Source organism: Lelliottia sp. GFLA7 (assembly GCF_056490165.1).
The window spans coordinates 498,740-523,658 of the sequence record NZ_JBWLAQ010000003.1 but is presented as its reverse complement, the minus strand read 5'-3'; the positions used below and the strand labels follow the sequence as shown (position 1 = coordinate 523,658).

Genomic DNA, 24,919 nt, shown 5'->3' with positions numbered 1-24,919 from the left:
TCTGCCGATTCGCCATCCTGAGTTTGTGATTAATCGGTTGCCTAAAATCATTGTTCCCCCGAATGTTACTGTTAGAATGCGCAAAGAATCGCTTAGGGCCATCAGGAAACATTATGAAACCAACCACCATCTCCTTACTGCAGAAATGCAAACAGGAAAAAAAACGCTTCGCCACGATCACGGCCTACGACTTCAGCTTTGCAAAACTGTTTGCTGAAGAAGGGATAAACGTCATGCTGGTCGGCGATTCGTTAGGGATGACGGTACAGGGACATGATTCCACTCTGCCAGTGACGGTAGACGATATTGCTTATCACACTCGCGCCGTGCGTCGCGGTGCGCCTCACTGCCTGCTGCTGTCTGATTTGCCGTTTATGGCCTACGCCACGCCAGAGCAGGCATTCGAGAACGCTGCCGCCGTGATGCGCGCCGGGGCTAATATGGTCAAAATTGAAGGCGGTGCGTGGCTGGTTGATACCGTCAAAATGCTGACCGAACGTGCCGTACCCGTTTGCGGACATCTGGGGCTCACGCCGCAGTCGGTGAACGTATTTGGTGGCTATAAAGTTCAGGGCCGTGGCGATGCGGGACAGATCCTGCTTGATGATGCGCTGGCGCTGGAAGCCGCAGGCATTCAGCTGTTAGTGCTGGAATGCGTGCCGGTTGAGCTGGCAAAACGCGTGACCGACGCGCTCACGATTCCGGTCATCGGGATTGGCGCAGGTAACGTTACCGACGGGCAGATTCTGGTGATGCATGACGCCTTTGGCATTACCGGCGGTCACATTCCCAAATTCGCGAAGAATTTCCTCAGTGAGGCGGGCGACATGCGCGCCGCAGTCAGGCAGTATATTGCCGACGTCGAATCCGGTGTTTACCCGGGTGAAGAACACAGTTTCCATTAAGGAGTCTCGTTGTGCTAATCATTGAAACCCTGCCGCTGTTGCGCCAGCACATTCGTCGCCTGCGTCAGGAAGGTAAACGCATCGCCCTGGTCCCTACCATGGGCAATCTCCACGACGGCCATATGAAACTGGTCGACGAAGCACGAGCCCGCGCGGATGTGGTCGTGGTGAGTATTTTCGTTAACCCGATGCAGTTTGACCGTGCCGACGATCTGGCGCGCTATCCGCGCACGTTACAGGAAGATTGCGAGAAGCTGAAAAAACGCCACGTTGATTTCGTCTTCTCCCCTGCGCCTTCAGATATCTATCCACAAGGGACAGAAGGCGCAACCTATGTCGACGTCCCGGGGATCTCGACCATGCTTGAGGGTGCCAGCCGCCCGGGGCATTTCCGTGGCGTTTCAACGATTGTCAGCAAGCTGTTCAATCTGGTCCAGCCGGACATCGCCTGCTTTGGCGAAAAAGATTTTCAGCAGTTGGCGCTGATCCGCAAAATGGTAGCCGATATGGGTTATGACATTGAGATCGTGGGCGTGCCAATTGTTCGCGCCAAAGACGGTCTGGCGCTCAGCTCACGCAACGGCTATCTGACTGCAGACCAGCGTAAAATCGCGCCGGGTCTTTGCAAAGTGATGCACGCGATGGCGGAACAACTGAAGGCGAAAGAGCTAACAACAGAAGAGATTGTCGCGCTGGCCGAGCAAGAGTTGAACGACAAAGGTTTGCGCGCTGACGATATTCAAATCCGCGACGCCGATACGCTGCTGGAGCTTTCAGCCACCAGCAAACGCGCGGTGATTCTGGTCGCAGCGTGGCTCGGCCAGGCACGACTCATAGACAATAAAGTGGTTGAGCTGGCGGAGTAGACACCGACTAAAAATCGGGCAATACTGCGCCGATATTTGCCTGGGAAATATCCCTTCACCCTGCCCTCTCGGCCTTGAGAGGGTAAAGCATGATGATTAAAGGTAGACGTAATGATTCGCAAAATGCTGCAAGGTAAGCTTCACCGCGTAAAAGTCACTCAGGCCGATCTGCACTATGAAGGCTCCTGTGCGATTGACCAGGATTTTCTCGACGCAGCCGGAATTCTTGAGAACGAAGCGATTGATATCTGGAACGTCACCAACGGCAACCGCTTCTCAACCTATGCGATTGCAGGCGAGCGCGGCTCCAAAATCATCTCTGTCAACGGTGCGGCAGCACACTGCGCGTCCGTGGGTGACATTGTGATCATCGCCAGCTTTGTCATGATGTCTGACGAAGAAGCGCGTCGCTGGCAGCCAAAAGTGGCCTATTTCGAAGGCGACAATGAAATGAAACGTACGGCAAAAGCCATTCCCGTTCAGGTTGCCTGATTTACCCTTGCGGCTGGTTACTGATCAGCCGCGACATCGTCTCTAGCGAATCCGTTCTCAGAATATATAAACGTTTCAGTAGGAACGGATTATCGCCCGGCTTCACCTTCCCTTTCACCGTCGTCACTGCCATATGGAAACCCGCATCATTCGCCGCTTTCACCGCTTTGTCATCATAGCCGCCGAACGGATATGAGACGTAGAGGACGCGGGGGTTGAACTGTGCCAGCGCGCGTCGTGAGCGTTCAAAATCGAACAAAATGACGTGATAGCTACGGCTCAATAAAATCGGGTGTTTATTGGCATCCACACGATGCAAGAAATGGGTGTGGGATTGAATATCAAAGACATCCTGAATCTCTTTCAGTTCCGATACGCTCATAAACTGAAGCGATTTCGGATCCCATTTCTGGGGATGGCCTTTAATCCGCGATGAAATAATAAACGCCGTTGCCTTAAAGCCGTACTCCTTCAGGATCGGCCAGGCATAACGACTGACTGACTTTAAACCGTCGTCGAAGGTAATTACCACCGCACGTGCCGGGAGGTTCATTTTGTTACGCACATACCCTTCGAGCTGGTACATCGTCAACGTGGTATAGCCCTGATCGCGCAGCCAGGTCATTTGGTTGCTGAACGCACGCACGCTGGTGGTGGTAGAGGTGTGGCGGAAGCGGGTATTTTCTTCATCATGCAGAATATGGTGATACGTGATAACCGGAATGCCGCTGTCTTCCTGCGCATCCAGACTACTCACCCACGCCAGCCGATTGCCGATGCGGATTTGAAACCAGGTTTGGTTCAGCCGATCTTTGAGTTTATTCAGAATGGGATAGCGCAGATTGTCGCTGAGCGTCCCGAAAGGCGCACTGCCGTTGTTCGGGGCGTTGTACACCGGCGTGTCTTTCCAGGTGATTAAATTCTGATTACTCAGGGGCTTATTCAGATCGCCGAGGCTATCTTCAACACGCTGTTTGCCCTGCACTTTTTCGAGATGGCCTTTATCGATAAAACCCGTCCCAAAGCCAAAACGAAATTCGTAGTAATCGGCATTGGTCGGCACCACGGCGATAATCTGTCCTGCGCGAACGTTGCCGACGTTAACGACATTATTCCCCACCTGCGCCCAGATCGCCGCATCTTCGGTAGTTTGCATGTACTGAGCGGGTAAGCCTTGCTGGCTTAATAAACTGGCAGAAACACCGCCGGAGACCAGCAGAAAAAGCAGGAAAATAATACGCGTGAGCATGAGGTTTGTGTCGAAGCGGAAAACTGGCGTTATTGTAACAAAAGCGGCATCAATACCAATGTTTAATTCTTATACAGGTCGTGCAGCAGGACAAAAGGCGGGTTTTTCTGTTGCTGATGCCACAGACTACTCACCCCGGGGATCTCCTGCCCGACAATCATATCGCGAAATTCAGCGCTGCTGAGCGTTTCTCGCAGCGGATACATCATTTCGAGTAGCGCATAATTGATGCCGGAAATGACTTCGCAATTCTCATGCTTATGGCTCAACAATGCCGCCGCACGATAGGGGGCCGCACCGGATTTGTCGGTGAGGAAAATCACGCCTTCCCCCGTATCCGTTTGATGCTGCGCATCACACATCATACGACTGAGCATATTGGTGCTTAGCCCACGCCAGTAGTTCACCGCCAGACATTGCGGCAGCGGACCAAAATTCTTCTCCAGGCGTTCGAGAATAGCCTGAGCGTTGTCATCGTGACAGGTAATCACCCAACCCAGCATAGCGTCTCCTTAGCAGGCAAGTAGTTTAGCGGAGTGATGATGAGTTTACGGTGATAACAGTCAAGAAAATGTCCCGGCAGACGCAGTGCTGCCGGGATATCGAGCTTAGGTACGCAGTCCGCGTCCACGCTGGATGAGATACCAGCACAGCATGTAAAAGGCGATAATAAAGACGCCCAGCACCATCACGGTGGTAAAGAGCGGTACGTCGGATATGCCCAGGAAACCAAAGCGGAAGCCGCTGATCATGTAGACAATCGGGTTCAGGTGCGACAGCGCCTGCCAGAACGGCGGTAGCAGCGTCAGCGAATAGAACACCCCGCCGAGATAGGTCAGCGGTGTTAACACGAAGGTGGGGATCAGGCTGATATCATCAAACGTCGTGGCGAACACGGCGTTCAACAGACCCGCTAACGAGAACAGAATCGCCGTTAGCAGCAGCGTTAACGCGACGAACAGCCACGAATGCACCTGGAACGGCACAAAGAACAGCGAAATGGCCGTCACCAGAATCCCGACGCACAGGCCACGTGCCACGCCACCGCCGACATATCCGGCGATAATCACGTGCGTAGGAACCGGCGCGACCAGCAGCTCTTCAATGTTGCGCTGGAATTTGGCGCTAAAGAAAGACGATGCCACGTTCGCATATGCGTTGGTGATCACCGCCATCATGATCAAACCCGGGACAATAAATTGCATATAGGTAAAGCCATGCATTTCACCAATGCGGGAACCAATCAGATTACCGAAAATGATGAAATACAGCGTCATGGTGATGACGGGCGGAACCAGCGTCTGGATCCAGATACGCATAAAGCGGTTAATTTCTTTCGCCCAGATACTTTTCAGCGCCACCCAGTAAAGATGCGTCATGCCTGCTCTCCTCTTTTATCATGGACCAGCGAGACGAACAGTTCTTCCAGTCGGTTGGCTTTGTTACGCATACTCAATACCTGCACGCCCTGCGCGCTCAGCTGTGAAAACACGCTGTTAATGCCCTGCTCACGCAGGACTTCCACTTCCAGCGTCGACGTATCCACCAGACGATACTGGTAGCCCTCCAGCTTGGGCAGCGGGCTTTTCGATGCCAAATCGAGAATAAAGGTTTCCGACTTCAGCTTGGACAGCAGATTCTTCATCGACGTGTTTTCCACCAGTTCACCGTGCTGGATGATACCGATGTTACGACACAGCATTTCGGCTTCTTCAAGGTAGTGCGTCGTTAGAATGATCGTGGTGCCTTTGTCGTTTAAATCCTTCAAAAAGCCCCACATTGAGCGGCGAAGTTCGATATCCACGCCTGCGGTCGGCTCATCCAGGATCAGCAGTTTTGGCTCGTGCATCAGCGCACGCGCGATCATTAAACGGCGCTTCATCCCGCCGGATAACATCCGCGCACGTTCGTCGCGTTTTTCCCACAGATCGAGCTGTTTCAGATACTTTTCGCTACGTGCGACGGCATCCTGGCGTTCGACGCCGTAGTAACCCGCCTGATTGACCACAATCTGCTGCACGGTTTCAAAGGGATTGAAGTTAAACTCCTGCGGCACCAGCCCCAGTTGGCGCTTGGCGTTGACCACGTCTTTTTCGAGATCATAGCCAAACACCGCGACCTTGCCGGAGGATTTATTCACCAGCGAACTGATTATTCCGATAGTGGTGGATTTCCCCGCGCCGTTCGGCCCCAGCAGGGCATAAAAATCCCCGGCCTCTACTTTCAGATCGATACCCCGTAGCGCCTGAACGCCACCCGGATAGACTTTTTTAAGCTGCTCAAGCTCCAGTGCAATTGTCATGAAATACGCTTACCTATAGTTCTGACACACGTTGTGTAGTTTCAATAAAAGTCGAGTTACCCTATATTAGCGCAACGCTATTACTCGGTTACAGGTCGTTAACCTCTATGAATGACATAGATACACTCATCAGCAACAATGCACTATGGTCAAAAATGCTGGTAGAAGAGGATCCGGGATTTTTCGAAAAACTGGCGCAAGCGCAGAACCCGCGCTTTCTATGGATTGGATGTTCCGACAGCCGCGTCCCGGCAGAACGCCTGACAGGTCTTGAACCCGGCGAACTGTTCGTTCACCGTAACGTTGCAAACCTGGTGATTCACACCGATCTCAACTGCCTGTCCGTTGTTCAGTACGCGGTGGACGTTCTGGAAGTTGAACACATTATTATTTGCGGCCATTACGGCTGCGGTGGCGTACAGGCCGCAATCGAAAATCCGGAACTGGGTTTAATCGATAACTGGCTGCTGCACATTCGCGATATCTGGTTCAAACATAGTTCACTGCTGGGCGAAATGCCGCAGGAACGGCGTCTGGATACGCTGTGTGAACTTAACGTGATGGAACAAGTGTACAACCTGGGGCACTCGACCATCATGCGTTCAGCGTGGAAACGCGGGCAGAAGGTGTCAGTTCATGGCTGGGCATACGGTATTCATGACGGGTTGCTGCGCAATCTGGAAGTGACCGCGACTAACCGCGAAACGCTTGAACAGCGCTATCGTCAGGGCGTGTCTAACCTGACAAAAAAACACGTCAATCATAAGTAAGCGTGCAAAAACCGGGCTTGACCCGGCTTTTACCTTTCTTCGTCTACTCGTCCAGTAACACAACTTTGCCGACATACGGCAGATGGCGATAACGCTGCGCATAATCGATGCCGTAACCTACCACGAACTCATCCGGAATCGAAAAGCCGATAAATTCAACCAGAACGTCAACTTCACGACGCGAGGGTTTATCCAGCAGGGTGCAAATCGCCAGCGATTTTGGCCCACGCAGGCTCAGGATTTCGCGCACTTTAGACAGGGTGTTACCGGAGTCGATAATGTCCTCAACGATTAACACATCTTTGCCACGAATATCTTCATCCAGGTCTTTCAGGATTTTCACATCACGCGTGGTCGACATGCCGCTGCCGTAGCTGGAGGCGGTCATAAAATCGACTTCGTGGGATACCTGCACTTCGCGGCACAGGTCTGCCATGAACATGAAGGAGCCGCGCAGCAGACCCACCAGCACCATTTCGCTGCCGCTGTCCTGATAACGCTCGGTGATTTGACGACCCAATTCAGCGATACGCGCTTTGATCTCCGCTTCCGGGATCATCACTTCAACAGTATGTTTCATTTTACTAACCGTATGATTTTAAAACCAATCGATCAATGAGGATGCTCTGGCGTCCGGCATTGATTCACAAGCCCCGAAGTATACCAGCAAATGGATTGGCCTGGCGCATGAGTTGTTAAAAGCTCAATTTGTGATTCCGATCACACTTGTTAATACCTATAATTAATTGCTATCAAAATTTTAACAAAACTGAAGAGTACTTTTCTATGGCTGAAACAAAAACTCAACAGTCGCGTCTACTGGTAACTTTAACAGCAGCGTTCGCAGCGTTTTGCGCACTCTATCTGTTGATCGGTGGCGTCTGGCTGGTCGCATTAGGCGGCTCCTGGTATTACCCGATTGCGGGTCTGGTTATGGTTGGCGTAACCGTTCTGCTCTTAAAAGGTAAACGATCCGCACTGTGGCTCTACGCTGCACTGCTTCTTGTCACAATGTTTTGGGGTGTCTGGGAAGTTGGCTTCGACTTCTGGGCGCTGACACCGCGCAGCGACATCCTGGTCTTCTTTGGGATCTGGCTGATCCTGCCGTTCGTCTGGCGTCGCCTGAGGGTTCCTTCCAGCGGTGCAGTTGCGGCGCTGGTGGTTTCCCTGCTGATTACCGGCGGCATGCTAACCTGGGCTGGATTTAACGATCCGCAGGAAGTGAAAGGCACGCTGAGCGCAGATTCCACACCCGCTGCGGCGATCTCTGACGTTGCAGACGGTGACTGGCCGGCTTATGGTCGCAACCAGGAAGGCCAACGTTATTCTCCACTGAAGCAAATCAACGCCGATAACGTTAAAAACCTGAAGGAAGCCTGGGTGTTCCGCACCGGCGACCTGAAGCAGCCAAACGATCCGGGCGAGCTGACCAACGAAGTGACGCCAATCAAAGTGGGCAACATGCTTTATCTGTGTACCGCGCACCAGCGTCTGTTTGCGCTTGATGCGGCGACCGGTAAAGAGAAATGGCACTTCGACCCGCAGTTGAATTCTAATCCGTCGTTCCAGCACATTACCTGCCGTGGCGTGTCCTATCACGAAGCCCGTGCGGATAATGCCAGCCCGGAAGTGGTGGCTGATTGCCCGCGTCGCATCATGCTGCCGGTCAACGATGGTCGACTGTTCGCCATTAACGCCGAAACCGGCAAACTGTGCGAAACCTTTGGCAACAAAGGCATTCTGAATCTGCAGACCAATATGCCGGATACCACGCCGGGTCTGTACGAACCGACTTCCCCGCCGATTATCACCGATAAAACAATTGTGATTGCCGGTTCGGTCACGGATAACTTCTCGACTCGCGAAACGTCCGGCGTTATCCGTGGTTTCGACGTAAACACGGGTAAACTGCTGTGGGCCTTCGATCCGGGCGCGAAAGACCCTAACGCGATTCCATCGGATGAACACACCTTCACCTTCAACTCGCCAAACTCATGGGCGCCTGCGGCGTATGACGCGAAGCTAGACCTGGTGTATCTGCCGATGGGTGTGACCACGCCAGATATCTGGGGCGGTAACCGCACGCCAGAGCAAGAGCGTTACGCCAGCGCTATCGTGGCGCTGAATGCGACGACCGGGAAACTGGCCTGGAGCTATCAGACCGTACACCACGACCTGTGGGATATGGATATGCCATCCCAGCCGACGCTGGCGGATATCACCGTTAACGGCAAAACCGTTCCAGTGATTTATGCCCCGGCGAAAACCGGCAACATCTTTGTACTCGACCGTACCAACGGCAAACTGGTGGTTCCGGCACCGGAAAAACCGGTTCCGCAAGGTGCAGCCAAAGGCGACTACGTCTCTAAAACGCAGCCTTTCTCGGACCTGAGCTTCCGTCCGAAGAAAGACCTGACCGGTGCCGATATGTGGGGCGCCACCATGTTCGACCAACTGGTGTGCCGAGTGATGTTCCATCAGCTGCGCTATGAAGGCATCTTCACACCGCCGTCTGAGCAGGGCACGCTGGTCTTCCCGGGTAACCTGGGGATGTTTGAATGGGGCGGTATCTCGGTTGATCCTAACCGTCAGGTGGCGATTGCCAACCCGATGGCATTGCCGTTCGTCTCTAAGCTTATCCCTCGCGGTCCGGGTAACCCGATGGAGCAGCCGAAAGATGCGAAAGGTAGCGGTACAGAAGCGGGCATTCAACCGCAGTACGGCGTACCGTTTGGCGTGACGCTGAACCCGTTCCTGTCGCCGTTTGGCCTGCCGTGTAAACAGCCTGCATGGGGTTATATTTCTGCGCTGGATCTGAAAACCAATCAGGTTGTGTGGAAAAAACGTATTGGTACGCCACAGGACAGCATGCCGTTCCCGATGCCGATTCCCGTGCCGTTCAATATGGGTATGCCAATGCTGGGTGGTCCGATTTCCACCGCAGGTAACGTCCTGTTCATCGCGGCGACCGCAGATAACTACCTGCGCGCGTACAACATGAGCAATGGTGAAAAGCTGTGGCAAGGCCGTCTGCCGGCGGGTGGACAAGCGACGCCGATGACCTACGAAGTGGATGGCAAGCAGTATGTTGTTATCTCTGCGGGCGGTCACGGTTCGTTTGGTACGAAGATGGGCGACTATATTGTCGCGTATGCTCTGCCTGACGATGTGAAATAAAAGCAAAAAGGCAACTTCGGTTGCCTTTTTAATACCTGTTCCTTCCCCCGTGGGAGAGGGTCAGGGTTAGGGCATCAGTCCGCACAAGCTAAAAGCAAAAAGGCAACTTCGGTTGCCCTTTTTAATGTCTGTTCCCTCTCTCCGTGGGAGAGGGTCAGGCTGAGGACATCAGTCCGCACAAGGTAAAAGCAAAAGGCAACTTCGGTTGCCTTTTTAATACCTGTTCCCTCTCCCCGTGGGAGAGGGTCAGGCTGAGGGCATCAGTCCGCACAAGGTAAAAGCAAAAAGGCAACGTCGGTTGCCTTTTTAAATGCCTGTTCCCTCTCCCCGTGGGAGAGGGTCAGGGTTAGGGCATCAGGCGACGCTGGTCTACACCGTAAACCCGAGCATCATTCCCGTATCTTCGTGCTCCAGCAGATGACAGTGCGCCATATAGGCGAACTCTTTCGGCGCGTCGTGATCAAATTTCACAAGCACCTCACTCACCCCACCCTCCACGCGAACCGTGTCTTTCCAGCCCGTACGATGAGCCGTGGGCGCTTTACCGTTCTCGGATAAAATGCGGAACTGCGTGCCGTGAATATGGAACGGATGCAGCATCATGTCGCCTTCACCAGAAATCACCCAGCGCTCATACTGCCCTTTCGCGGCGGCAAACATCGGTGTGTCCATATCAAAGGCTTTGCCGTTGATATGGTTAGCGTTGTGGAAATCAAATTGATGATCGCCGTGATTCATTCCAGCCATCTTCCCATGGTCCATCTTGCCGTGGTCCATCTTGCCGTGGTCCATATTCATATGGCCCATCATTTGCCCGTGCTGCATCCCGGCCATCGCCTGGTCGCCATATTTGTTCATTAGCGCCTGCATGCCCATCATGTCGAGCATCGGATCCATAGAGAGCTGGAGTTTACGCTGCGTTAATCCCTCCAGGGACGGCAGCGCAGGCATGACGGCGAGCGTGTCTGGCATTTCGCCAGATGCCGTGACCAGCAGAGGCTGAATACGCAAAACGGGATGTGGCTTGTCGAACGGAGCCACGGCCATGCCCATCTGGCTCACGGGCAGCGTGATAAGGTCAAACGGCTTGCCGTCGCTGATATCCACCAGCACTTCAAAACGCTCGCCCATCAGCATCGGCAGCTCGCTAACCTTCACCGGCTCGGCCAACAGCCCACCATCGCTGGCTATGACATACAGCGGCCGCTTATCGCTGGTGGCAAAATTGAGCGAACGCGCGTTACACCCGTTGAGCAGGCGCAGGCGCAGCCAGCCTTTCGGCGCGGCGTGTTGCGGATAGATCGCGCCGTTAGTCAGCAGCGTGTCGCCAAACCACCCGACCGCCGCCGTCATCACATCCAGTTGATAATCGATTTGCCCGTCGGCAGTGAATTTTTTGTCCTGCACGATGACCGGTACATCGTCGATGCCCCACTGTTTTGGCAGGCGCAACATGCGGCTTTCGTTATCCTCAATCAGTACCAGCCCAGCAAGCCCCATCGCCACCTGATGGCCCGTTTTACCGTGCTGATGGGGATGGAACCAACAGGTCGCGGCGCGTTGTTCAGGCGTAAAAGTCACCGTTCGCTGACCGCCCGCTTTAATGACGCCCTGCGGCCCACCGTCCACGTCGCCCGCAACCTCCAGGCCATGCCAGTGCAGCGTCGTCTCTTCGGCAAGCGTGTTATGAATATTAACCGTGACCTCTTTGCCCCTGCGCAATTGAAGGGCAGGCCCAAGCAAATTGCAGTTATATCCCCATGTGGTGGCGTTATGCGGGCCAAAGGCAGATTTTCCCGACTGTACGACGAGCTGAATGCGGCTGCGTGCATCTGCGGCCAATAAATCAGGGATCGGTAATGCGGGTCTGTCGACGGCAAAAGCGGCGCGACTCCAGAGCGGTAATGCGCTGGCAACCCCCAACACAGCTGAATATTTCAAAAAATCACGACGTTGCATGTTCATTCCCTTTTTTCGTGCAGGCGATATTTTGAGCTTAAACCCTCCCCTAACCGGAAGGTCAAGTAAAGTGGCAATAATAAAGGTCGTCTCGCTGGTCGCAAGTATGCTAACGTTAAATTTCCGTGATGCAGTGGTAGAAGCAATGAAGACGTTTTTCAGGACAATTTTGTTCGGCAGCCTGATGGCTATGTGCGCGAACAGTTATGCGCTAAGTGAAAATGAAGCGGAAGATATGGCCGATTTAACGGCGGTTTTTGTTTTCCTGAAAAACGATTGCGGTTACCAGAATTTACCCAATGGGCAGATTCGTCGCGCACTGGTCTTTTTTGCCCAGCAGAATCAATGGGATCTCAGCAACTACGATAGCTTTGACATGAAGGCGCTCGGTGAAGACAGTTACCGCGATTTAAGCGGCATTGGCATTCCTGTCGCGAAAAAATGCAAAGCGCTGGCCCGCGATTCGCTCAGCCTGCTCGCCTACGTAAAGTAACCTTCCCGACGCCCCTTTGTTGAAATAATGGCCGTGCTTGCGCGGTTCTTGTTCGCTATGATGTTGCGCCCATTTTGCGTGGGTGTAATAGATTTTAACAAAGGAGGGTTCAGCTCATGACCGATAACACAGTGTGGCACGAAACGCTGCATGACCAGTTTGGTCAGTACTTTGCCGTGGATAACGTGCTCTATCACGAGAAAACCGATCATCAGGATTTGATCATTTTCGAGAACGCCGCATTTGGCCGCGTGATGGCGCTGGATGGCGTGGTGCAAACCACCGAGCGTGATGAGTTTATTTATCACGAAATGATGACCCATGTGCCGTTACTGGCGCACGGACACGCAAAACATGTGCTGATTATCGGCGGTGGCGACGGCGCAATGCTGCGCGAAGTGTCTCGCCATAAATCTATCGAAACGATCACCATGGTGGAAATCGACGCCGGTGTCGTCTCGTTCTGCCGCCAGTATCTGCCCAATCACAACGCAGGCAGCTACGACGATCCGCGCTTTACGCTGGTGATCGACGACGGCGTCAACTTTGTGAATCAGACCCATCAAACATTTGACGTGATCATCTCCGATTGCACCGATCCGATAGGGCCTGGCGCAACGCTTTTCACCTCGTCGTTCTACGAAGGCTGCAAACGCTGCCTGAATCCTGGCGGGATTTTCGTCGCTCAGAACGGCGTCTGCTTCCTGCAGCAAGATGAAGCGATCGACAGCCATCGCAAACTGAGCCATTACTTCGGTGATGTTAGTTTCTATCAGGCTGCGATTCCAACCTATTACGGCGGGATCATGACCTTCGCGTGGGCAACGGACAACGACGTATTGCGCCATCTCTCCACCGAGATCATTGCTGCACGCTTCCATCAGACCCACCTCAAATGCCGTTATTACAATCCGGCCGTCCACACGGCAGCGTTCGCCTTACCGCAATATTTGCAAGACGCACTGTCCCCTAAGGAGGTGAGCTAAATTGAAAAAGCTGAAACTGCATGGCTTTAACAACCTGACTAAAAGCCTGAGTTTTTGTATTTACGATATCTGCTACGTCAAAACCGCAGAAGAGCGCGATGGTTATATCGCCTATATCGACGAACTCTATAACGCCAACCGTCTGACCGAAATTCTGTCAGAAACCTGCTCCATCATCGGAGCCAATATTCTGAACATCGCGCGTCAGGATTATGAGCCGCAAGGCGCGAGCGTGACGATCCTGGTGAGCGAAGAGCCTGTGGATCCACAGCTTATCGATCCGACCGAACATCCTGGCCCTCTGCCAGAGGCTGTGGTGGCCCATCTCGATAAAAGCCACATCTGCGTACATACCTATCCGGAAAGCCACCCAGAAGCCGGGCTGTGCACTTTCCGCGCCGATATCGAAGTGTCGACCTGCGGCGTAATTTCACCGCTCAATGCACTGAACTATCTTATCCACCAGCTTGAATCCGATATCGTGACGATTGATTATCGCGTGCGCGGCTTTACCCGTGATATCAACGGCATGAAGTATTTTATCGATCATGAAATCAACTCGATCCAGAACTTTATGTCTGAGGACATGAAGGGGCTGTACGACATGATGGATGTGAACGTGTATCAAGAAAATATCTTCCACACCAAGATGTTGCTTAAGGAGTTCGACCTTAAGCACTACATGTTCCATACCCAGCCGGAAGATTTAAGCGAAGAAGAGCGAAAGGTCATCACCGACCTGCTCTGGAAAGAGATGCGCGAAATCTACTACGGCCGCAATATTCCGGCCGTGTAAAACACGCCAGGAGCAAGGATGCTCCGGTGCGTTACTTCTGTTGCATAAACTCACGGTAGGCTTTCACGACCTGTAAAAAGTCCTCAACGCCGCACAGTGAGAAACTCTCTTCATCGTAATAGCTCATTCCCTCTTCCATTTCGTCGCCCGAGATTTCCATCTGATTGGCGCGCACCATGACTTCTTCACCGTCCATCCATAGCGTGTATTCGTGACCAATACGCTGCCAGGACCGCTCGCTGCCTTTTATCGTACGCGCCGCTTGTTCCACCTCATCGAGCAACGCGAGGTTTTCTTTGACCTCTTCGTTAAACCAGTGCCCGACCACTTCATGGCCCATCGACATACGCACTTTCACCCCACCGGTGATGTCGCGTAAAAATTCGTAATCCATCGTATTTTCCTCTGCAAAGCCAATAGCGTAATTATCGCAGCAGAGAGGAAGAAAAAAAGCGGAACGCGTGGGAGGAATGAAAATAAAAAGGTGAGAGCACGACTTTGCGGTCTGATGCCCTCACCTTCGCCCTTTCACGTGGGAAAGGGGTGCAAACACGCAAAACCGTCTCTGTGGAGACGGTTTGCTGTTTATACTGCCGTCTGGAAAATCACGCCATCAGCTTTCTCGGTGTACTGAGAGAGCTTATCGAAGTTCAGATAACGGTAGGTATCCACCGCCGTCTTATCTACCTGCGCGACGAAGGTCTGGTACTCTTCCGGCGTAGGCAGTTTGCCAATCAGCGCCGCAACCGCCGCCAGTTCCGCAGAAGCCAGGAAGACGTTCGCGCCAGTTCCTAAACGGTTCGGGAAGTTACGGGTCGATGTGGAAACCACCGTCGAACCGTCCGCCACACGCGCCTGATTGCCCATGCACAGGGAACAGCCAGGGATTTCGATACGCGCACCGCTCTTACCAAACACACTGTAGTAGCCTTCTTCGGTCAGCTGCGCGGCATCCATACGGGTTGGTGGAGCCACCCACAGACGCGTTGGCAGTTGGCCTTTATGCGTATCCAGCAGCTTACCTGCAGCACGGAAGTGGCCGATGTTGGTCATGCAGGAACCGATAAACACTTCGTCGATCTTTTCGCCCTGCACAGCAGACAGCGGACGCGCATCGTCAGGATCGTTTGGTGCGCACAGGATTGGCTCTTTGATATCCGCCAGATCGATGTCGATCACTGCGGCATATTCTGCATCAGCATCGGCTTCGAGCAGTTGCGGATCCGCCAGCCATTTTTCCATGCCCTGCACACGACGCTCCAGCGTACGACGATCGCCGTAGCCTTCTGCGATCATCCACTTCAGCAGCACGATATTTGAGGTGAGATACTCAATAATCGGTTCCTGATTGAGCTTGATGGTACAGCCCGCAGCAGAACGCTCAGCGGAGGCATCGGTCAGTTCAAACGCCTGCTCCACTTTCAGATCTGGCAGACCTTCAATCTCAAGGATGCGGCCAGAGAAGATGTTGATTTTACCTTTCTTCTCAACAGTCAGCAGACCCTGTTTGATTGCGTACAGCGGGATCGCATGCACCAGGTCACGCAGCGTAATGCCCGGCTGCATTTTGCCTTTGAAGCGCACCAGAACGGATTCCGGCATGTCCAGCGGCATCACGCCCGTTGCAGCAGCAAACGCCACCAGACCAGAACCCGCCGGGAAGGAGATCCCAATCGGGAAACGGGTATGGGAGTCACCGCCCGTACCGACAGTATCCGGCAGCAGCATGCGGTTCAGCCACGAGTGGATAACTCCATCGCCAGGACGCAGCGAGACACCGCCACGGTTCATGATGAAGTCAGGCAGCGTATGGTGCGTGGTCACATCAACCGGTTTTGGATACGCAGCCGTATGACAGAACGATTGCATTACCAGATCGGCAGAGAAGCCCAGACACGCCAGATCTTTCAGTTCATCACGGGTCATCGGGCCGGTGGTGTCCTGAGAACCCACAGACGTCATCTTCGGCTCGCAGTAAGCACCTGGACGCACGCCGGTCACGCCACAGGCGCGGCCAACCATTTTTTGCGCCAAAGAATAGCCGCGATCGCTTTCCGCCACGTCTTTCGCCTGACGGAAAATGTCACTCTGCGGCAGACCCAAAGCTTCGCGCGCTTTGGTCGTCAGGCCACGGCCGATAATCAGCGGAATACGACCGCCTGCACGAACTTCATCGACCAGAACATCGGTTTTCAGTTCAAACGTTGCCAGCAGTTCATTGGTTTCGTGATTACGCACTTCACCTTTGAATGGGTAAACGTCAATCACGTCGCCCATGTTCAGGTTGTTAACATCTACTTCGATTGGCAGAGCGCCTGCATCTTCCATGGTGTTAAAGAAGATAGGGGCAATTTTGCCGCCGAGGCACAAGCCGCCGCCACGCTTGTTCGGGACATGAGGGATATCATCGCCCATGAACCACAGCACGGAGTTGGTCGCAGATTTACGTGAAGAACCGGTTCCGACGACGTCGCCGACGTAGGCCAGCGGGAAGCCTTTTTTAGCCAACTCTTCGATTTGCGTGATCGGTCCAACAGCGCCTGGCTGATCCGGCACAATCCCTTCGCGGGCGTTTTTCAGCATTGCCAGAGCGTGCAGAGGGATATCCGGGCGAGACCAGGCATCCGGTGCCGGAGACAGGTCATCAGTGTTCGTTTCGCCGGTCACTTTGAATACGGTGACGGTCATTTTTTCTGCCAGTGCGGGACGGTTCAGGAACCATTCAGCATCAGCCCATGACTGCATAACCTGTTTTGCGTAGCGGTTACCCGCTTTCGCTTTTTCTTCAACATCATAGAAGTTGTCGAACATCAGCAGCGTTTGGGAAAGCGCTTTGGCAGCAATCGGTGCCAGCGTTTCGCTTTCCAGCGCGTCAATCAGCGGATGAATGTTATAGCCGCCCTGCATGGTGCCGAGCAGTTCAATCGCTTTTTCAGGGGTGACCAGTGGGGAGGTTGCTTCGCGTTTCGCAATCGCAGCAAGAAAACCGGCTTTCACGTAGGCTGCTTCATCTACGCCAGGCGGTACACGGTTGATCAGCAAATCTAACAGGAATTCTTCTTCGCCCGCAGGCGGATTCTTCAGCAGCTCGACGAGCGCGGCCATTTGGGTTGCATCTAAAGGTTTCGGTACAATTCCCTCGGCGGCACGTTCTGCTACGTGCTTACGGTATTCTTCTAGCACGACGGTTCTCCTCGCTCTCATTATCATAATGCGGCATACACGTTGTGTTTCCAGGCTTATCTTCACGCTCCTGTGAGACAGCAGTTTGTAGGGTAAATGCCCGATACCGCGTCGGGCAGCATAGCAGGATTTCTGCACAGTGTTAATGTGTTTACAAAAAAGCAACATTAAATAGTTTGCTGAATCGTTAAGGATGGTATAGCGGGGAACCGGGACGGATGTCAGGGACAAAAAAACCGCCTTTCAGCGGTTAGTTTGTTGCCTTGCGGTGGTAGCACACCGGGCTGGCAGTTATGTGGCAAAACCCCAACGCCTTAAATTCTGCTCTTCAGATAGCTGGCTGGCAAGCGACTTTTCATTTTTTGCGCAGCGCTTTCCTATTTCGAATGAAACACACTGCAATCTTGTCTTCTCTCTTTTGAAAGCGCATTGGATGGGCTAATGTCCACCTCGGCCTGCTTCGCTGGTGTAGCAACCAGTCACCGGGCCCGGGAGCAGTTCCATAATCTACGTGGCAAAACCCCAATTTGCCTGGCTCTGCCTTTTCCGGTGAAGAATGAGCCTGCGTAGCCCGTCAGGAACGCACGCAATGGAGATGCGAATATCTACGCTGATCGTTGTGACCGGTTTACTGCTAACAATACTCCACGGTGGCTGGAACATATCCGACATCACGGTGCTGTTTGTGGTTAATCTCGGCAAGTAGCTGCCGGCCGCTCGTAAGAGCGGCCTTTTGAAATCCCAACGCTGTTTTATCTTTCGCATATAATTTGTGTAATAAATGCTCACACTCTTTATCCGGACACTTCGGGCGGTTTCCCAAGATTCGTCAAAACGCAAAAACACGGGTGAATATACTCGCGGCAACAAAAACGCCAATCGGCACTGCTTACGCTGGAGTCACACTATGAAGTTGCCCTTTAAGCCACACCTGATTGTGCTGTTATGCAGTGCCGGGCTGTTAGCCGCGTCCGGCGTTATGTTTGTGAAAAGCCGCGCGCCTGCGACAGTCTCTACGCCGTCAGCAACGGCTCCACCCGCAGCGCCACAACCCGCGGCCCAGCCCCCTGCACCTGTCGTTGCGCCAACCTATACCGCTGCGCAAATCGATCAGTGGACCGCCCCTATCGCGCTCTACCCTGACGCGCTGCTGTCGCAAATCCTCATGGCATCCACTTATCCAGCGAATGTCATCCAGGCCGCACAATGGTCGAAGGATAACCCCAAAATGCAGGGCGATGCGGCTATTCAGGCGGTGAGTGGCCAGCCGTGGGATCCGAGTGTTAAATCGCTGGTCGCCTTTCCACAGCTGATGTCACTGATGGGTGAAAACCCACCGTGGATCCAGAATCTCGGCGATGCGTTCCTCGCACAGCCCAATGACGTCATGGATTCCGTCCAGCGCTTGCGTCTGCTGGCGCAGCAGACAGGTGCGCTGCAATCGACACCGCAGCAAACGGTCACAACCGAAAAGAAAACGGTGCCCGCGCAGACTGCCAACACCCCATCAAACGCGACCGTTACGACAACCAATCCAACGGTAATCAAGATCGAATCCGCCGATCCGCAGGTGGTCTACGTCCCGACGTATAATCCCGCCACGGTCTACGGCACCTGGCCCAACGCCAGCTATCCGCCGGTCTATCTGCCGCCATCACCCGGTGAGCAATTTACGGATAGCCTGGTAAAAGGCCTCGGATTCAGCCTGGGCGTCGCAACGACCTACGCGATTTTCAGCAATATCGACTGGGATGACGACGATGACTGGGATCATCACCACCATGATAACGATTACGACCGCAACGGCAGTTATAACCGTAACGGCAATAACAACATCAATATCAACGTCGACAATTTCAATAAAATCAGCGGGGAGCGTTTAACAGACGCCAATCGCAACTGGCAGCATAACCCGGCTTATCGTGAAGGCGTCCCCTATCCAACTACCCAGCTCAATAGCCGTTTCCATCCCACCAACACGGCGACAGGGTTGAGCGCCACGCAGCAAAAACCGGTAAATCGCGATAGCCAACGGCAGGCGGCGCTGGCCCAGGTACAACAATCGACGGGTAAAACGCTGTCTCAAACGCAACGTCCGGCAACAAAAGATGCGCAGCGTCAGGCCTCGAACGCTCAGCTTAAACAGATCTCCCAGCGTAATAATTATCGCGGGTACGACAACAAACCGCAGACCGCGCAGAGAACGACCAATAAAGCGCAGCGTGACAACCGTCAGACAGCATCTCAGCGCCCTGAAAAACGCGTTTCGCCAACCGCCCAGCAGCGAAACACGCAGCCTCGCGCCAATGCTTTGAGCGGGAACGATAGCCGCTCAGGGAACTGGCAGTCGCAACAGCAGCGCGGATCGCAAAGCCGCCAAATGGCATCCCGTCCTCAGCAACCGGCGCGACAAATGCCTGCTGGGCGTACCGAACACCGTGAACCCCGTCATCGCTAAGGGAATCAACATGAAAAAGAAAATACTTGGTGGAATGATGCTGTTCTTGGTTTCCACTTTGGCGATCGCGCAGCAGCACTTCAGTACGCCCGATCAGGCGACCGACGCATTGGCAAAAGCCATCAGCGAGCAAAATGAAGGCGAAATGAAGAACTTGCTTGGGGATGACTGGCGCAATTTCTTGCCGCCTGAAGGGGTCGACCCTGAAGCCGTGGACCGTTTTTTGCGTGACTGGAAGGTAAGTCATTCTACGGTCATCGCGGGTGATATCGCGCATCTGGTCGTGGGCGACAGCAACTGGCAATTGCCTATCCCCGTCGTGAAGGGCGAATCCGGCTGGCAGTTTGATATGCGCAAGGCAGCTGATGAGATCCTGACGCGTGAAATTGGTCGCAATGAACTGGCCGCTATCGAAGCGCTTCATGCGTACGTTGATGCCCAGCAAAGCTATTACGCGCTCAACCAAACCTATGCACAGAAAATTATCAGTTCAGAAGGGAAAAAAGACGGTCTCTACTGGCCTGTCGCCCCTGGCGAAGCGCCAAGTCCGCTTGGCCCGGCGTTTAGTCCACAGATCCCAGGCACGGGTTATCACGGCTATCGTTTCCGCATTCTGCCTGATAAAAACAACGGTTTTGCGATGATTGCCTGGCCCGTCAGCTACGGTCAGACAGGCGTGATGAGTTTTGTGATTAACCAGGATGACAACGTTTATCAGGCCAATCTGGGCGATGAAACGCAGCAAAAAGCGGAGGCGATGACGACCTACCATCCGGATAAAAACTGGCAGCGCGTCACACCATAGATAACTCGAGGGGAATCGTGTTTGCCGGGTCAACGTAGGTGTCCCGGCAAACAGCAACGGTGATTACAGGATGTTAGCGACGGATTTCGCCAGCTGAGCTTCCAGAACCGGTTTCGCTTCTTCGAACTTCAAGTTCACTTTGTTCGCGTTTGAAACGACACGCGTTTGATATTTCGCACGATCGCCTTGTTCTGAGCTGGTCTGCAATTTCACACCAGACGTGCCTTGACGCAGGGCTGCGATATTGTCGGTTGTAACTTTCGCTTTACTGCGTTCAGAAATCTGCAGGTCAGTTACCATGGTATAGTTCACGTCTTCAACCATCGCATCTGCAGCCATGCCGATCAGACCAGCGGCCAGACCCACACCCAGTGCAGCACCGGAAGAACTGCTGTTGTAAGCCGTGATCCCTGCACCCAGCGCAGCACCGACAGCGGCACCTTCATAGCCCGTTTTCAGGTAACCCTGAGTTTCACGCAGATCCATTTTGTCGGCCTTAAGCACGTTTGCCTGAACCCAGTAATAAGCACCATCTGGGGAACTGGTCACTTTGTAGCCTTTTGCGATCAGATCGTTTGCCAGCAGAGTTTGCAGGTTGCTCATGTCTTTATCAGAGGTGTTTTTTACCTGAATATAAACAGTTTTCTCACTGGACGGCTCAAGCCAGATGGTCTCGCTCATCTGGGTTTTTACTTCCAGATTGCGTTTTTTCACAGCCGTAGTCATTGCGCCGCACCCTGTCAACGTCAGCGCTGCCGCGACTAAACCAATCACAGCCACTTTTTTCAGAGACATTTTTATTCCTTATTGTGTAATAGAGAGTCCAGAACTTAATAACCGCGCAGCCAATAGCTGCACAATGGTGAAAAAGTTATCGGCAGATTACGGTAAATTTTTAGTAAAAACATCAATGAAATAGCTACCAAATTGGGTAGTTTTCAGGCAAAAAAAAACGCCTCCGGAGAGGCGTTTAATCGCTGTAAGAAGATTATTTCTTCTTGGCTTTCGCGTTTGGCAGGTCGGTGATGCTACCTTCAAACACTTCTGCCGCCAGGCCCACTGACTCATGCAGAGTCGGGTGCGCGTGGATGGTCAGCGCGATGTCTTCAGCGTCACAACCCATCTCGATAGCCAGACCGATCTCACCCAGCAGCTCGCCGCCGTTGGTGCCGACAATCGCACCACCGATGACACGGTGAGTTTCTTTGTCGAAGATCAGTTTGGTCACGCCGTCTGCACAATCAGAAGCGATAGCACGGCCAGAAGCAGCCCACGGGAAGGTGGCGGTTTCGTAGCTGATGCCTTTTTCTTTCGCTTCTTTCTCGGTCAGACCCACCCAGGCAACTTCTGGCTCGGTGTACGCGATCGATGGGATCACTTTCGGGTCGAAGTAGTGCTTCATGCCCGCGATAACTTCAGCGGCAACGTGGCCTTCGTGAACACCTTTATGCGCCAGCATTGGCTGACCGACGATGTCGCCGATAGCAAAGATGTGCGGCACGTTGGTGCGCAGCTGTTTGTCCACACGGATAAAGCCACGGTCGTCAACTTCTACGCCCGCTGCGCCCGCATCGAGGTTCTTACCGTTCGGCACACGACCGATAGCAACCAGCACTGCGTCGTAACGCTGCGCTTCGCCAGGGGCTTTTTTGCCTTCCATGGAAACGTAAATACCGTCTTCTTTTGCTTCAACGGCCGTTACTTTGGTTTCCAGCATCAGGTTGAATTTCTTGCTGATGCGTTTGGTGAAGACTTTAACGATGTCTTTGTCAGCCGCGGGGATAACCTGGTCGAACATTTCAACCACGTCAATCTCTGAACCCAGCGCATGATAAACGGTCGCCATTTCCAGACCGATGATACCGCCACCCATAACCAGCAGACGCTTAGGTACGGATTTCAGCTCCAGCGCATCGGTGGAGTCCCACACGCGTGGATCTTCATGTGGAATGAACGGCAGTTCAATCGGACGGGAACCCGCCGCGATGATCGCGTTGTCGAAGTTGATCACGGTTTTACCGTTTTCGCCTTCAACTTCCAGAGTGTTTGCTCCGGTAAATTTACCCAGACCGTTAACCACTTTCACTTTACGGCCTTTCGCCATACCAGCCAGACCGCCGGTCAGTTGGGTGATAACTTTTTCTTTCCAGGTACGAATTTTGTCGATATCGGTTTTCGGCTCGCCGAAGACGATACCGTGATCGGCCAGCGCTTTGGCTTCTTCGATAACTTTTGCAACGTGCAGCAGCGCTTTTGAAGGGATACAGCCGACGTTCAGACAAACACCACCAAGGGTGCTGTAACGTTCTACGATGACGGTTTCCAGACCTAAATCCGCGGCGCGGAATGCTGCGGAGTAACCTGCTGGGCCTGCCCCAAGTACCACGACCTGAGTTTTGATTTCTGTGCTCATCATGACCTCTTAATTTATACCCGTCGTCCACCGGGTCGTTCTATCCGCCCGCAGTTTACAAAATTGTTAACAATTTTGAAACAACAAACGGCTCACGAAATATCGCTTTCGCCAGTAACCTCACAACCTTCATGAGATTAGAAGACAAAAAGCCGGCCGATTGGCCGGCTTTTCGATTACATCACCAGGCGGCGAATGTCGCTCAGGGTGTTGTTGATGATGGTGATAAAGCGCGCACCATCAGCCCCATCGATCACGCGGTGGTCGAAGGAAAGAGAGATTGGCATCATCAGACGCGGCACGAACTCTTTACCATTCCACACAGGTTCCATCGCGGATTTGGAAACCCCGAGGATTGCCACTTCCGGCGCGTTAACGATCGGTGCGAAGTGGGTTGTACCCAGGCCGCCGATGCTGGAGATAGTGAAGCAACCGCCCTGCATTTCGCCGGCAGTCAGCTTACCATCACGCGCTTTCTTGGAAATCACGGTCAGTTCACGGGACAGCTCAGTAATGCTCTTCTTGTTCACGTCTTTGAAGACTGGAACAACCAGACCATTTGGCGTATCAACCGCAACACCGATGTTGATGTATTTCTTCAGCGTCAGACGCTGCGCGTCTTCAGACAGAGAGCTGTTGAAACGTGGCATCTGCTCAAGCGCCGCAGCAACCGCTTTCATGATGAAGACCACTGGCGTGAATTTCACATCCAGACGGCGCTTCTCAGCTTCTGCGTTCTGCTGTTTACGGAACGCTTCCAGATCGGTGATATCAGTTTTGTCGAAGTGCGTAACGTGCGGGATCATCACCCAGTTACGGCTCAGGTTCGCACCAGAGATTTTCTGGATACGGCCCAGCTCAACTTCTTCCACTTCACCAAACTTGCTGAAGTCCACTTTCGGCCATGGCAGCATGCCCGGGATACCGCCGCCGGTAGCAGCTGGTGCCGCTTCAGCGCGTTTCACCGCGTCTTTCACGTAAGTCTGAACGTCTTCGCGCAGGATACGACCTTTACGGCCAGTCCCTTTCACTTTCGCCAGGTTTACGCCGAACTCGCGTGCCAGACGGCGAATCAGCGGAGTAGCGTGAACGTAAGCATCGTTTTCAGCGAACTCAGATTTGCCTTCGGCTTTAGCAGCAGGTGCAGCCGCTTTTGAAGCTTGCGCAGGTGCGGCAGCAGCAGGTGCTGGAGCAGCAGCCGGAGCCGCCGCAGGGGCAGCGCCTTCCACTTCGAAGACCATAATCAGAGAACCGGTAGACACTTTGTCGCCAGCGCTGATTTTAATTTCTTTCACGGTACCTGCGAACGGAGACGGGACTTCCATAGAGGCTTTGTCGCCTTCTACGGTGATCAGTGACTGCTCAGCGGCAACTTTGTCGCCCACTTTCACCATCACTTCAGTCACTTCAACTTCGTCACCGCCGATATCCGGAACGTTAACGTCTTTCGCGCCAGAGGCCGCTGGTGCAGCCGCAGCCGGTGCCGCCTCTGCTTTAGCCGGAGCCGCAGCAGGTGCAGCACCCGCCACTTCGAAGACCATGATCAGGGAACCGGTAGACACTTTGTCGCCGGTGTTGATTTTGATCTCTTTCACCACGCCTGCGAACGGAGCCGGGACTTCCATAGAGGCTTTATCGCCTTCTACAGTAATCAAGGACTGTTCAGCCGCAACGGTGTCGCCGACTTTAACCATGATCTCAGTGACTTCAACTTCGTCGCCGCCGATATCCGGTACGTTAACGTCTTTTGCAGCCGCTGCTGCTGGTGCCGCAGCCGGAGCTGCCGCTTCTTTCTTCTCTTCCTGCGCAGGTGCAGCAGCTGCTGCACCGTCGGCGGAATCGAAAATCATGATCAGTTTGCCAGTCTCGGTTTTATCGCCAACAGAGATTTTGATCTCTTTCACGATGCCAGCCTGAGGAGACGGGACTTCCATAGAGGCTTTGTCGCCTTCTACGGTGATCAGCGACTGTTCAGCTTCAACTTTGTCGCCTACTTTGACCAGGATCTCGGTGATTTCAACTTCATCAGCCCCGATGTCCGGTACATTGATTTCGATAGCCATTA

At 53.4% G+C, this 24,919-nt stretch carries 21 protein-coding genes; 10 read left to right on the top strand and 11 right to left on the bottom strand.

The genetic code is table 11. From position 1 onward, the window contains the following. The first annotated feature begins 113 nt into the window (after positions 1–113). The 3 genes from panB (at position 114) to panD (ending at position 2,263) form a co-directional block, all read left to right on the top strand. Positions 114–905, top strand: coding sequence for a 3-methyl-2-oxobutanoate hydroxymethyltransferase (panB, locus tag AC07RN_RS12745; RefSeq protein WP_012016089.1), 792 nt, complete (start codon positions 114–116; stop codon positions 903–905). An 11-nt stretch (positions 906–916) separates the two neighbouring features. Further along, entirely contained in the window at positions 917–1,771 is an 855-nt protein-coding gene (panC, locus tag AC07RN_RS12740; RefSeq protein WP_478336519.1) for a pantoate--beta-alanine ligase, read from the top strand. Positions 1,772–1,882: 111 nt separating this feature from the next. After that, on the top strand, positions 1,883–2,263 hold the full coding sequence (gene panD, locus AC07RN_RS12735) for an aspartate 1-decarboxylase (RefSeq protein WP_012016087.1): 381 nt from the start codon (positions 1,883–1,885) through the stop codon (positions 2,261–2,263). Between the two features lies 1 nt (position 2,264). Here the strand turns inward: panD and AC07RN_RS12730 are convergent, their stop codons facing one another. From AC07RN_RS12730 to AC07RN_RS12715, 4 genes are all read right to left on the bottom strand, one after another. Continuing rightward, positions 2,265–3,512, bottom strand: a complete 1,248-nt coding sequence (locus tag AC07RN_RS12730; RefSeq protein WP_012016086.1) for a polysaccharide deacetylase family protein — start codon at positions 3,510–3,512, stop codon at positions 2,265–2,267. A gap of 62 nt (positions 3,513–3,574) precedes the next feature. Continuing rightward, positions 3,575–4,015 carry a PTS sugar transporter subunit IIA gene (locus AC07RN_RS12725; protein ID WP_012016085.1) on the bottom strand — a complete coding sequence of 147 codons (441 nt, stop codon included), beginning with the start codon at positions 4,013–4,015 and terminating at the stop codon, positions 3,575–3,577. Between the two features lie 105 nt (positions 4,016–4,120). Further along, entirely contained in the window at positions 4,121–4,891 is a 771-nt protein-coding gene (locus AC07RN_RS12720; protein ID WP_235134765.1) for an ABC transporter permease, read from the bottom strand. Then, a complete protein-coding gene (locus tag AC07RN_RS12715) occupies positions 4,888–5,814 on the bottom strand; it encodes an ABC transporter ATP-binding protein (protein WP_012016083.1) in 927 nt (308 codons plus the stop codon). Before AC07RN_RS12715 ends, AC07RN_RS12720 begins: the two co-directional genes overlap by 4 nt. Positions 5,815–5,921: 107 nt before the next feature. On the opposite strand from AC07RN_RS12715, the gene can reads away from it, so the two are divergent. Then, a complete protein-coding gene (can, locus tag AC07RN_RS12710) occupies positions 5,922–6,584 on the top strand; it encodes a carbonate dehydratase (protein WP_012016082.1) in 663 nt (220 codons plus the stop codon). Between the two features lie 43 nt (positions 6,585–6,627). Here can and hpt read toward each other — a convergent pair whose 3' ends face one another. After that, positions 6,628–7,164: a hypoxanthine phosphoribosyltransferase gene (hpt, locus tag AC07RN_RS12705; RefSeq protein WP_478336518.1), complete on the bottom strand. Its 537-nt coding sequence runs from the start codon at positions 7,162–7,164 to the stop codon at positions 6,628–6,630. Between the two features lie 206 nt (positions 7,165–7,370). Between hpt and AC07RN_RS12700 the strand changes: the two genes are divergently transcribed. Then, positions 7,371–9,761 (top strand): glucose/quinate/shikimate family membrane-bound PQQ-dependent dehydrogenase, encoded by a 2,391-nt coding sequence (locus AC07RN_RS12700; protein WP_449554684.1) that lies wholly within the window; start codon positions 7,371–7,373, stop codon positions 9,759–9,761. Between the two features lie 369 nt (positions 9,762–10,130). Here the strand turns inward: AC07RN_RS12700 and cueO are convergent, their stop codons facing one another. Next, complete coding sequence (gene cueO / locus AC07RN_RS12695) at positions 10,131–11,720, bottom strand: multicopper oxidase CueO (protein ID WP_478336517.1); 1,590 nt, start codon at positions 11,718–11,720, stop codon at positions 10,131–10,133. Positions 11,721–11,865: 145 nt separating this feature from the next. On the opposite strand from cueO, the gene AC07RN_RS12690 reads away from it, so the two are divergent. The 3 genes from AC07RN_RS12690 to speD all read left to right on the top strand — a co-directional run bounded on the left by AC07RN_RS12690 (position 11,866) and on the right by speD (position 13,995). Next, complete coding sequence (locus tag AC07RN_RS12690; protein ID WP_041689592.1) at positions 11,866–12,213, top strand: YacC family pilotin-like protein; 348 nt, start codon at positions 11,866–11,868, stop codon at positions 12,211–12,213. A gap of 116 nt (positions 12,214–12,329) precedes the next feature. Next, on the top strand, positions 12,330–13,199 hold the full coding sequence (speE, locus tag AC07RN_RS12685) for a polyamine aminopropyltransferase (RefSeq protein WP_478336516.1): 870 nt from the start codon (positions 12,330–12,332) through the stop codon (positions 13,197–13,199). 1 nt (position 13,200) lies between these two features. After that, positions 13,201–13,995 (top strand): adenosylmethionine decarboxylase, encoded by a 795-nt coding sequence (speD, locus tag AC07RN_RS12680; protein ID WP_012016076.1) that lies wholly within the window; start codon positions 13,201–13,203, stop codon positions 13,993–13,995. Between the two features lie 31 nt (positions 13,996–14,026). Here the strand turns inward: speD and yacL are convergent, their stop codons facing one another. Together yacL and acnB are read right to left on the bottom strand one after the other, a co-directional pair. Next, entirely contained in the window at positions 14,027–14,389 is a 363-nt protein-coding gene (yacL, locus tag AC07RN_RS12675; protein WP_012016075.1) for a protein YacL, read from the bottom strand. Between the two features lie 191 nt (positions 14,390–14,580). Next, positions 14,581–17,178 (bottom strand): bifunctional aconitate hydratase 2/2-methylisocitrate dehydratase, encoded by a 2,598-nt coding sequence (gene acnB / locus AC07RN_RS12670; protein WP_150099554.1) that lies wholly within the window; start codon positions 17,176–17,178, stop codon positions 14,581–14,583. 907 nt (positions 17,179–18,085) lie between these two features. Between acnB and AC07RN_RS12665 the strand changes: the two genes are divergently transcribed. Both AC07RN_RS12665 and AC07RN_RS12660 read left to right on the top strand, forming a co-directional pair. Continuing rightward, a complete protein-coding gene (locus AC07RN_RS12665) occupies positions 18,086–19,636 on the top strand; it encodes a DUF3300 domain-containing protein (RefSeq protein ID WP_478336515.1) in 1,551 nt (516 codons plus the stop codon). A 10-nt stretch (positions 19,637–19,646) separates the two neighbouring features. Next, entirely contained in the window at positions 19,647–20,441 is a 795-nt protein-coding gene (locus AC07RN_RS12660; protein ID WP_449554690.1) for a DUF2950 family protein, read from the top strand. A gap of 63 nt (positions 20,442–20,504) precedes the next feature. On the opposite strand, the gene traT is transcribed toward AC07RN_RS12660, so the two are convergent. From traT to aceF, 3 genes are all read right to left on the bottom strand, one after another. After that, the gene (gene traT, locus AC07RN_RS12655) at positions 20,505–21,236 is read right to left on the bottom strand and encodes a conjugal transfer complement resistance protein TraT (protein ID WP_478336514.1); all 732 of its coding nucleotides are present in this window, start codon (positions 21,234–21,236) and stop codon (positions 20,505–20,507) included. Positions 21,237–21,429: 193 nt separating this feature from the next. After that, positions 21,430–22,854: a dihydrolipoyl dehydrogenase gene (gene lpdA, locus AC07RN_RS12650; protein ID WP_012016070.1), complete on the bottom strand. Its 1,425-nt coding sequence runs from the start codon at positions 22,852–22,854 to the stop codon at positions 21,430–21,432. 176 nt (positions 22,855–23,030) lie between these two features. After that, on the bottom strand, positions 23,031–24,917 hold the full coding sequence (aceF, locus tag AC07RN_RS12645) for a pyruvate dehydrogenase complex dihydrolipoyllysine-residue acetyltransferase (protein ID WP_478336513.1): 1,887 nt from the start codon (positions 24,915–24,917) through the stop codon (positions 23,031–23,033). Positions 24,918–24,919 lie beyond the last annotated feature (2 nt).

Bases quoted from the DNA above. Each gene is read 5' to 3' on its own strand.
- AC07RN_RS12715 (WP_012016083.1), bottom strand. From the start codon at position 5,814: ATGACAATTGCACTGGAGCTTGAGCAGCTTAAAAAAGTCTATCCGGGT.
- yacL (WP_012016075.1), bottom strand. From the start codon at position 14,389: ATGGATTACGAATTTTTACGCGACATCACCGGTGGGGTGAAAGTGCGT.
- lpdA (WP_012016070.1), bottom strand. From the start codon at position 22,854: ATGAGCACAGAAATCAAAACTCAGGTCGTGGTACTTGGGGCAGGCCCA.
- can (WP_012016082.1), top strand. From the start codon at position 5,922: ATGAATGACATAGATACACTCATCAGCAACAATGCACTATGGTCAAAA.
- AC07RN_RS12660 (WP_449554690.1), top strand. From the start codon at position 19,647: ATGAAAAAGAAAATACTTGGTGGAATGATGCTGTTCTTGGTTTCCACT.
- AC07RN_RS12690 (WP_041689592.1), top strand. From the start codon at position 11,866: ATGAAGACGTTTTTCAGGACAATTTTGTTCGGCAGCCTGATGGCTATG.
- AC07RN_RS12665 (WP_478336515.1), top strand. From the start codon at position 18,086: ATGAAGTTGCCCTTTAAGCCACACCTGATTGTGCTGTTATGCAGTGCC.
- AC07RN_RS12725 (WP_012016085.1), bottom strand. From the start codon at position 4,015: ATGCTGGGTTGGGTGATTACCTGTCACGATGACAACGCTCAGGCTATT.
- AC07RN_RS12720 (WP_235134765.1), bottom strand. From the start codon at position 4,891: ATGACGCATCTTTACTGGGTGGCGCTGAAAAGTATCTGGGCGAAAGAA.
- aceF (WP_478336513.1), bottom strand. From the start codon at position 24,917: ATGGCTATCGAAATCAATGTACCGGACATCGGGGCTGATGAAGTTGAA.
- traT (WP_478336514.1), bottom strand. From the start codon at position 21,236: ATGTCTCTGAAAAAAGTGGCTGTGATTGGTTTAGTCGCGGCAGCGCTG.
- panB (WP_012016089.1), top strand. From the start codon at position 114: ATGAAACCAACCACCATCTCCTTACTGCAGAAATGCAAACAGGAAAAA.
- panD (WP_012016087.1), top strand. From the start codon at position 1,883: ATGATTCGCAAAATGCTGCAAGGTAAGCTTCACCGCGTAAAAGTCACT.
- cueO (WP_478336517.1), bottom strand. From the start codon at position 11,720: ATGCAACGTCGTGATTTTTTGAAATATTCAGCTGTGTTGGGGGTTGCC.
- AC07RN_RS12730 (WP_012016086.1), bottom strand. From the start codon at position 3,512: ATGCTCACGCGTATTATTTTCCTGCTTTTTCTGCTGGTCTCCGGCGGT.
- AC07RN_RS12700 (WP_449554684.1), top strand. From the start codon at position 7,371: ATGGCTGAAACAAAAACTCAACAGTCGCGTCTACTGGTAACTTTAACA.
- hpt (WP_478336518.1), bottom strand. From the start codon at position 7,164: ATGAAACATACTGTTGAAGTGATGATCCCGGAAGCGGAGATCAAAGCG.
- speE (WP_478336516.1), top strand. From the start codon at position 12,330: ATGACCGATAACACAGTGTGGCACGAAACGCTGCATGACCAGTTTGGT.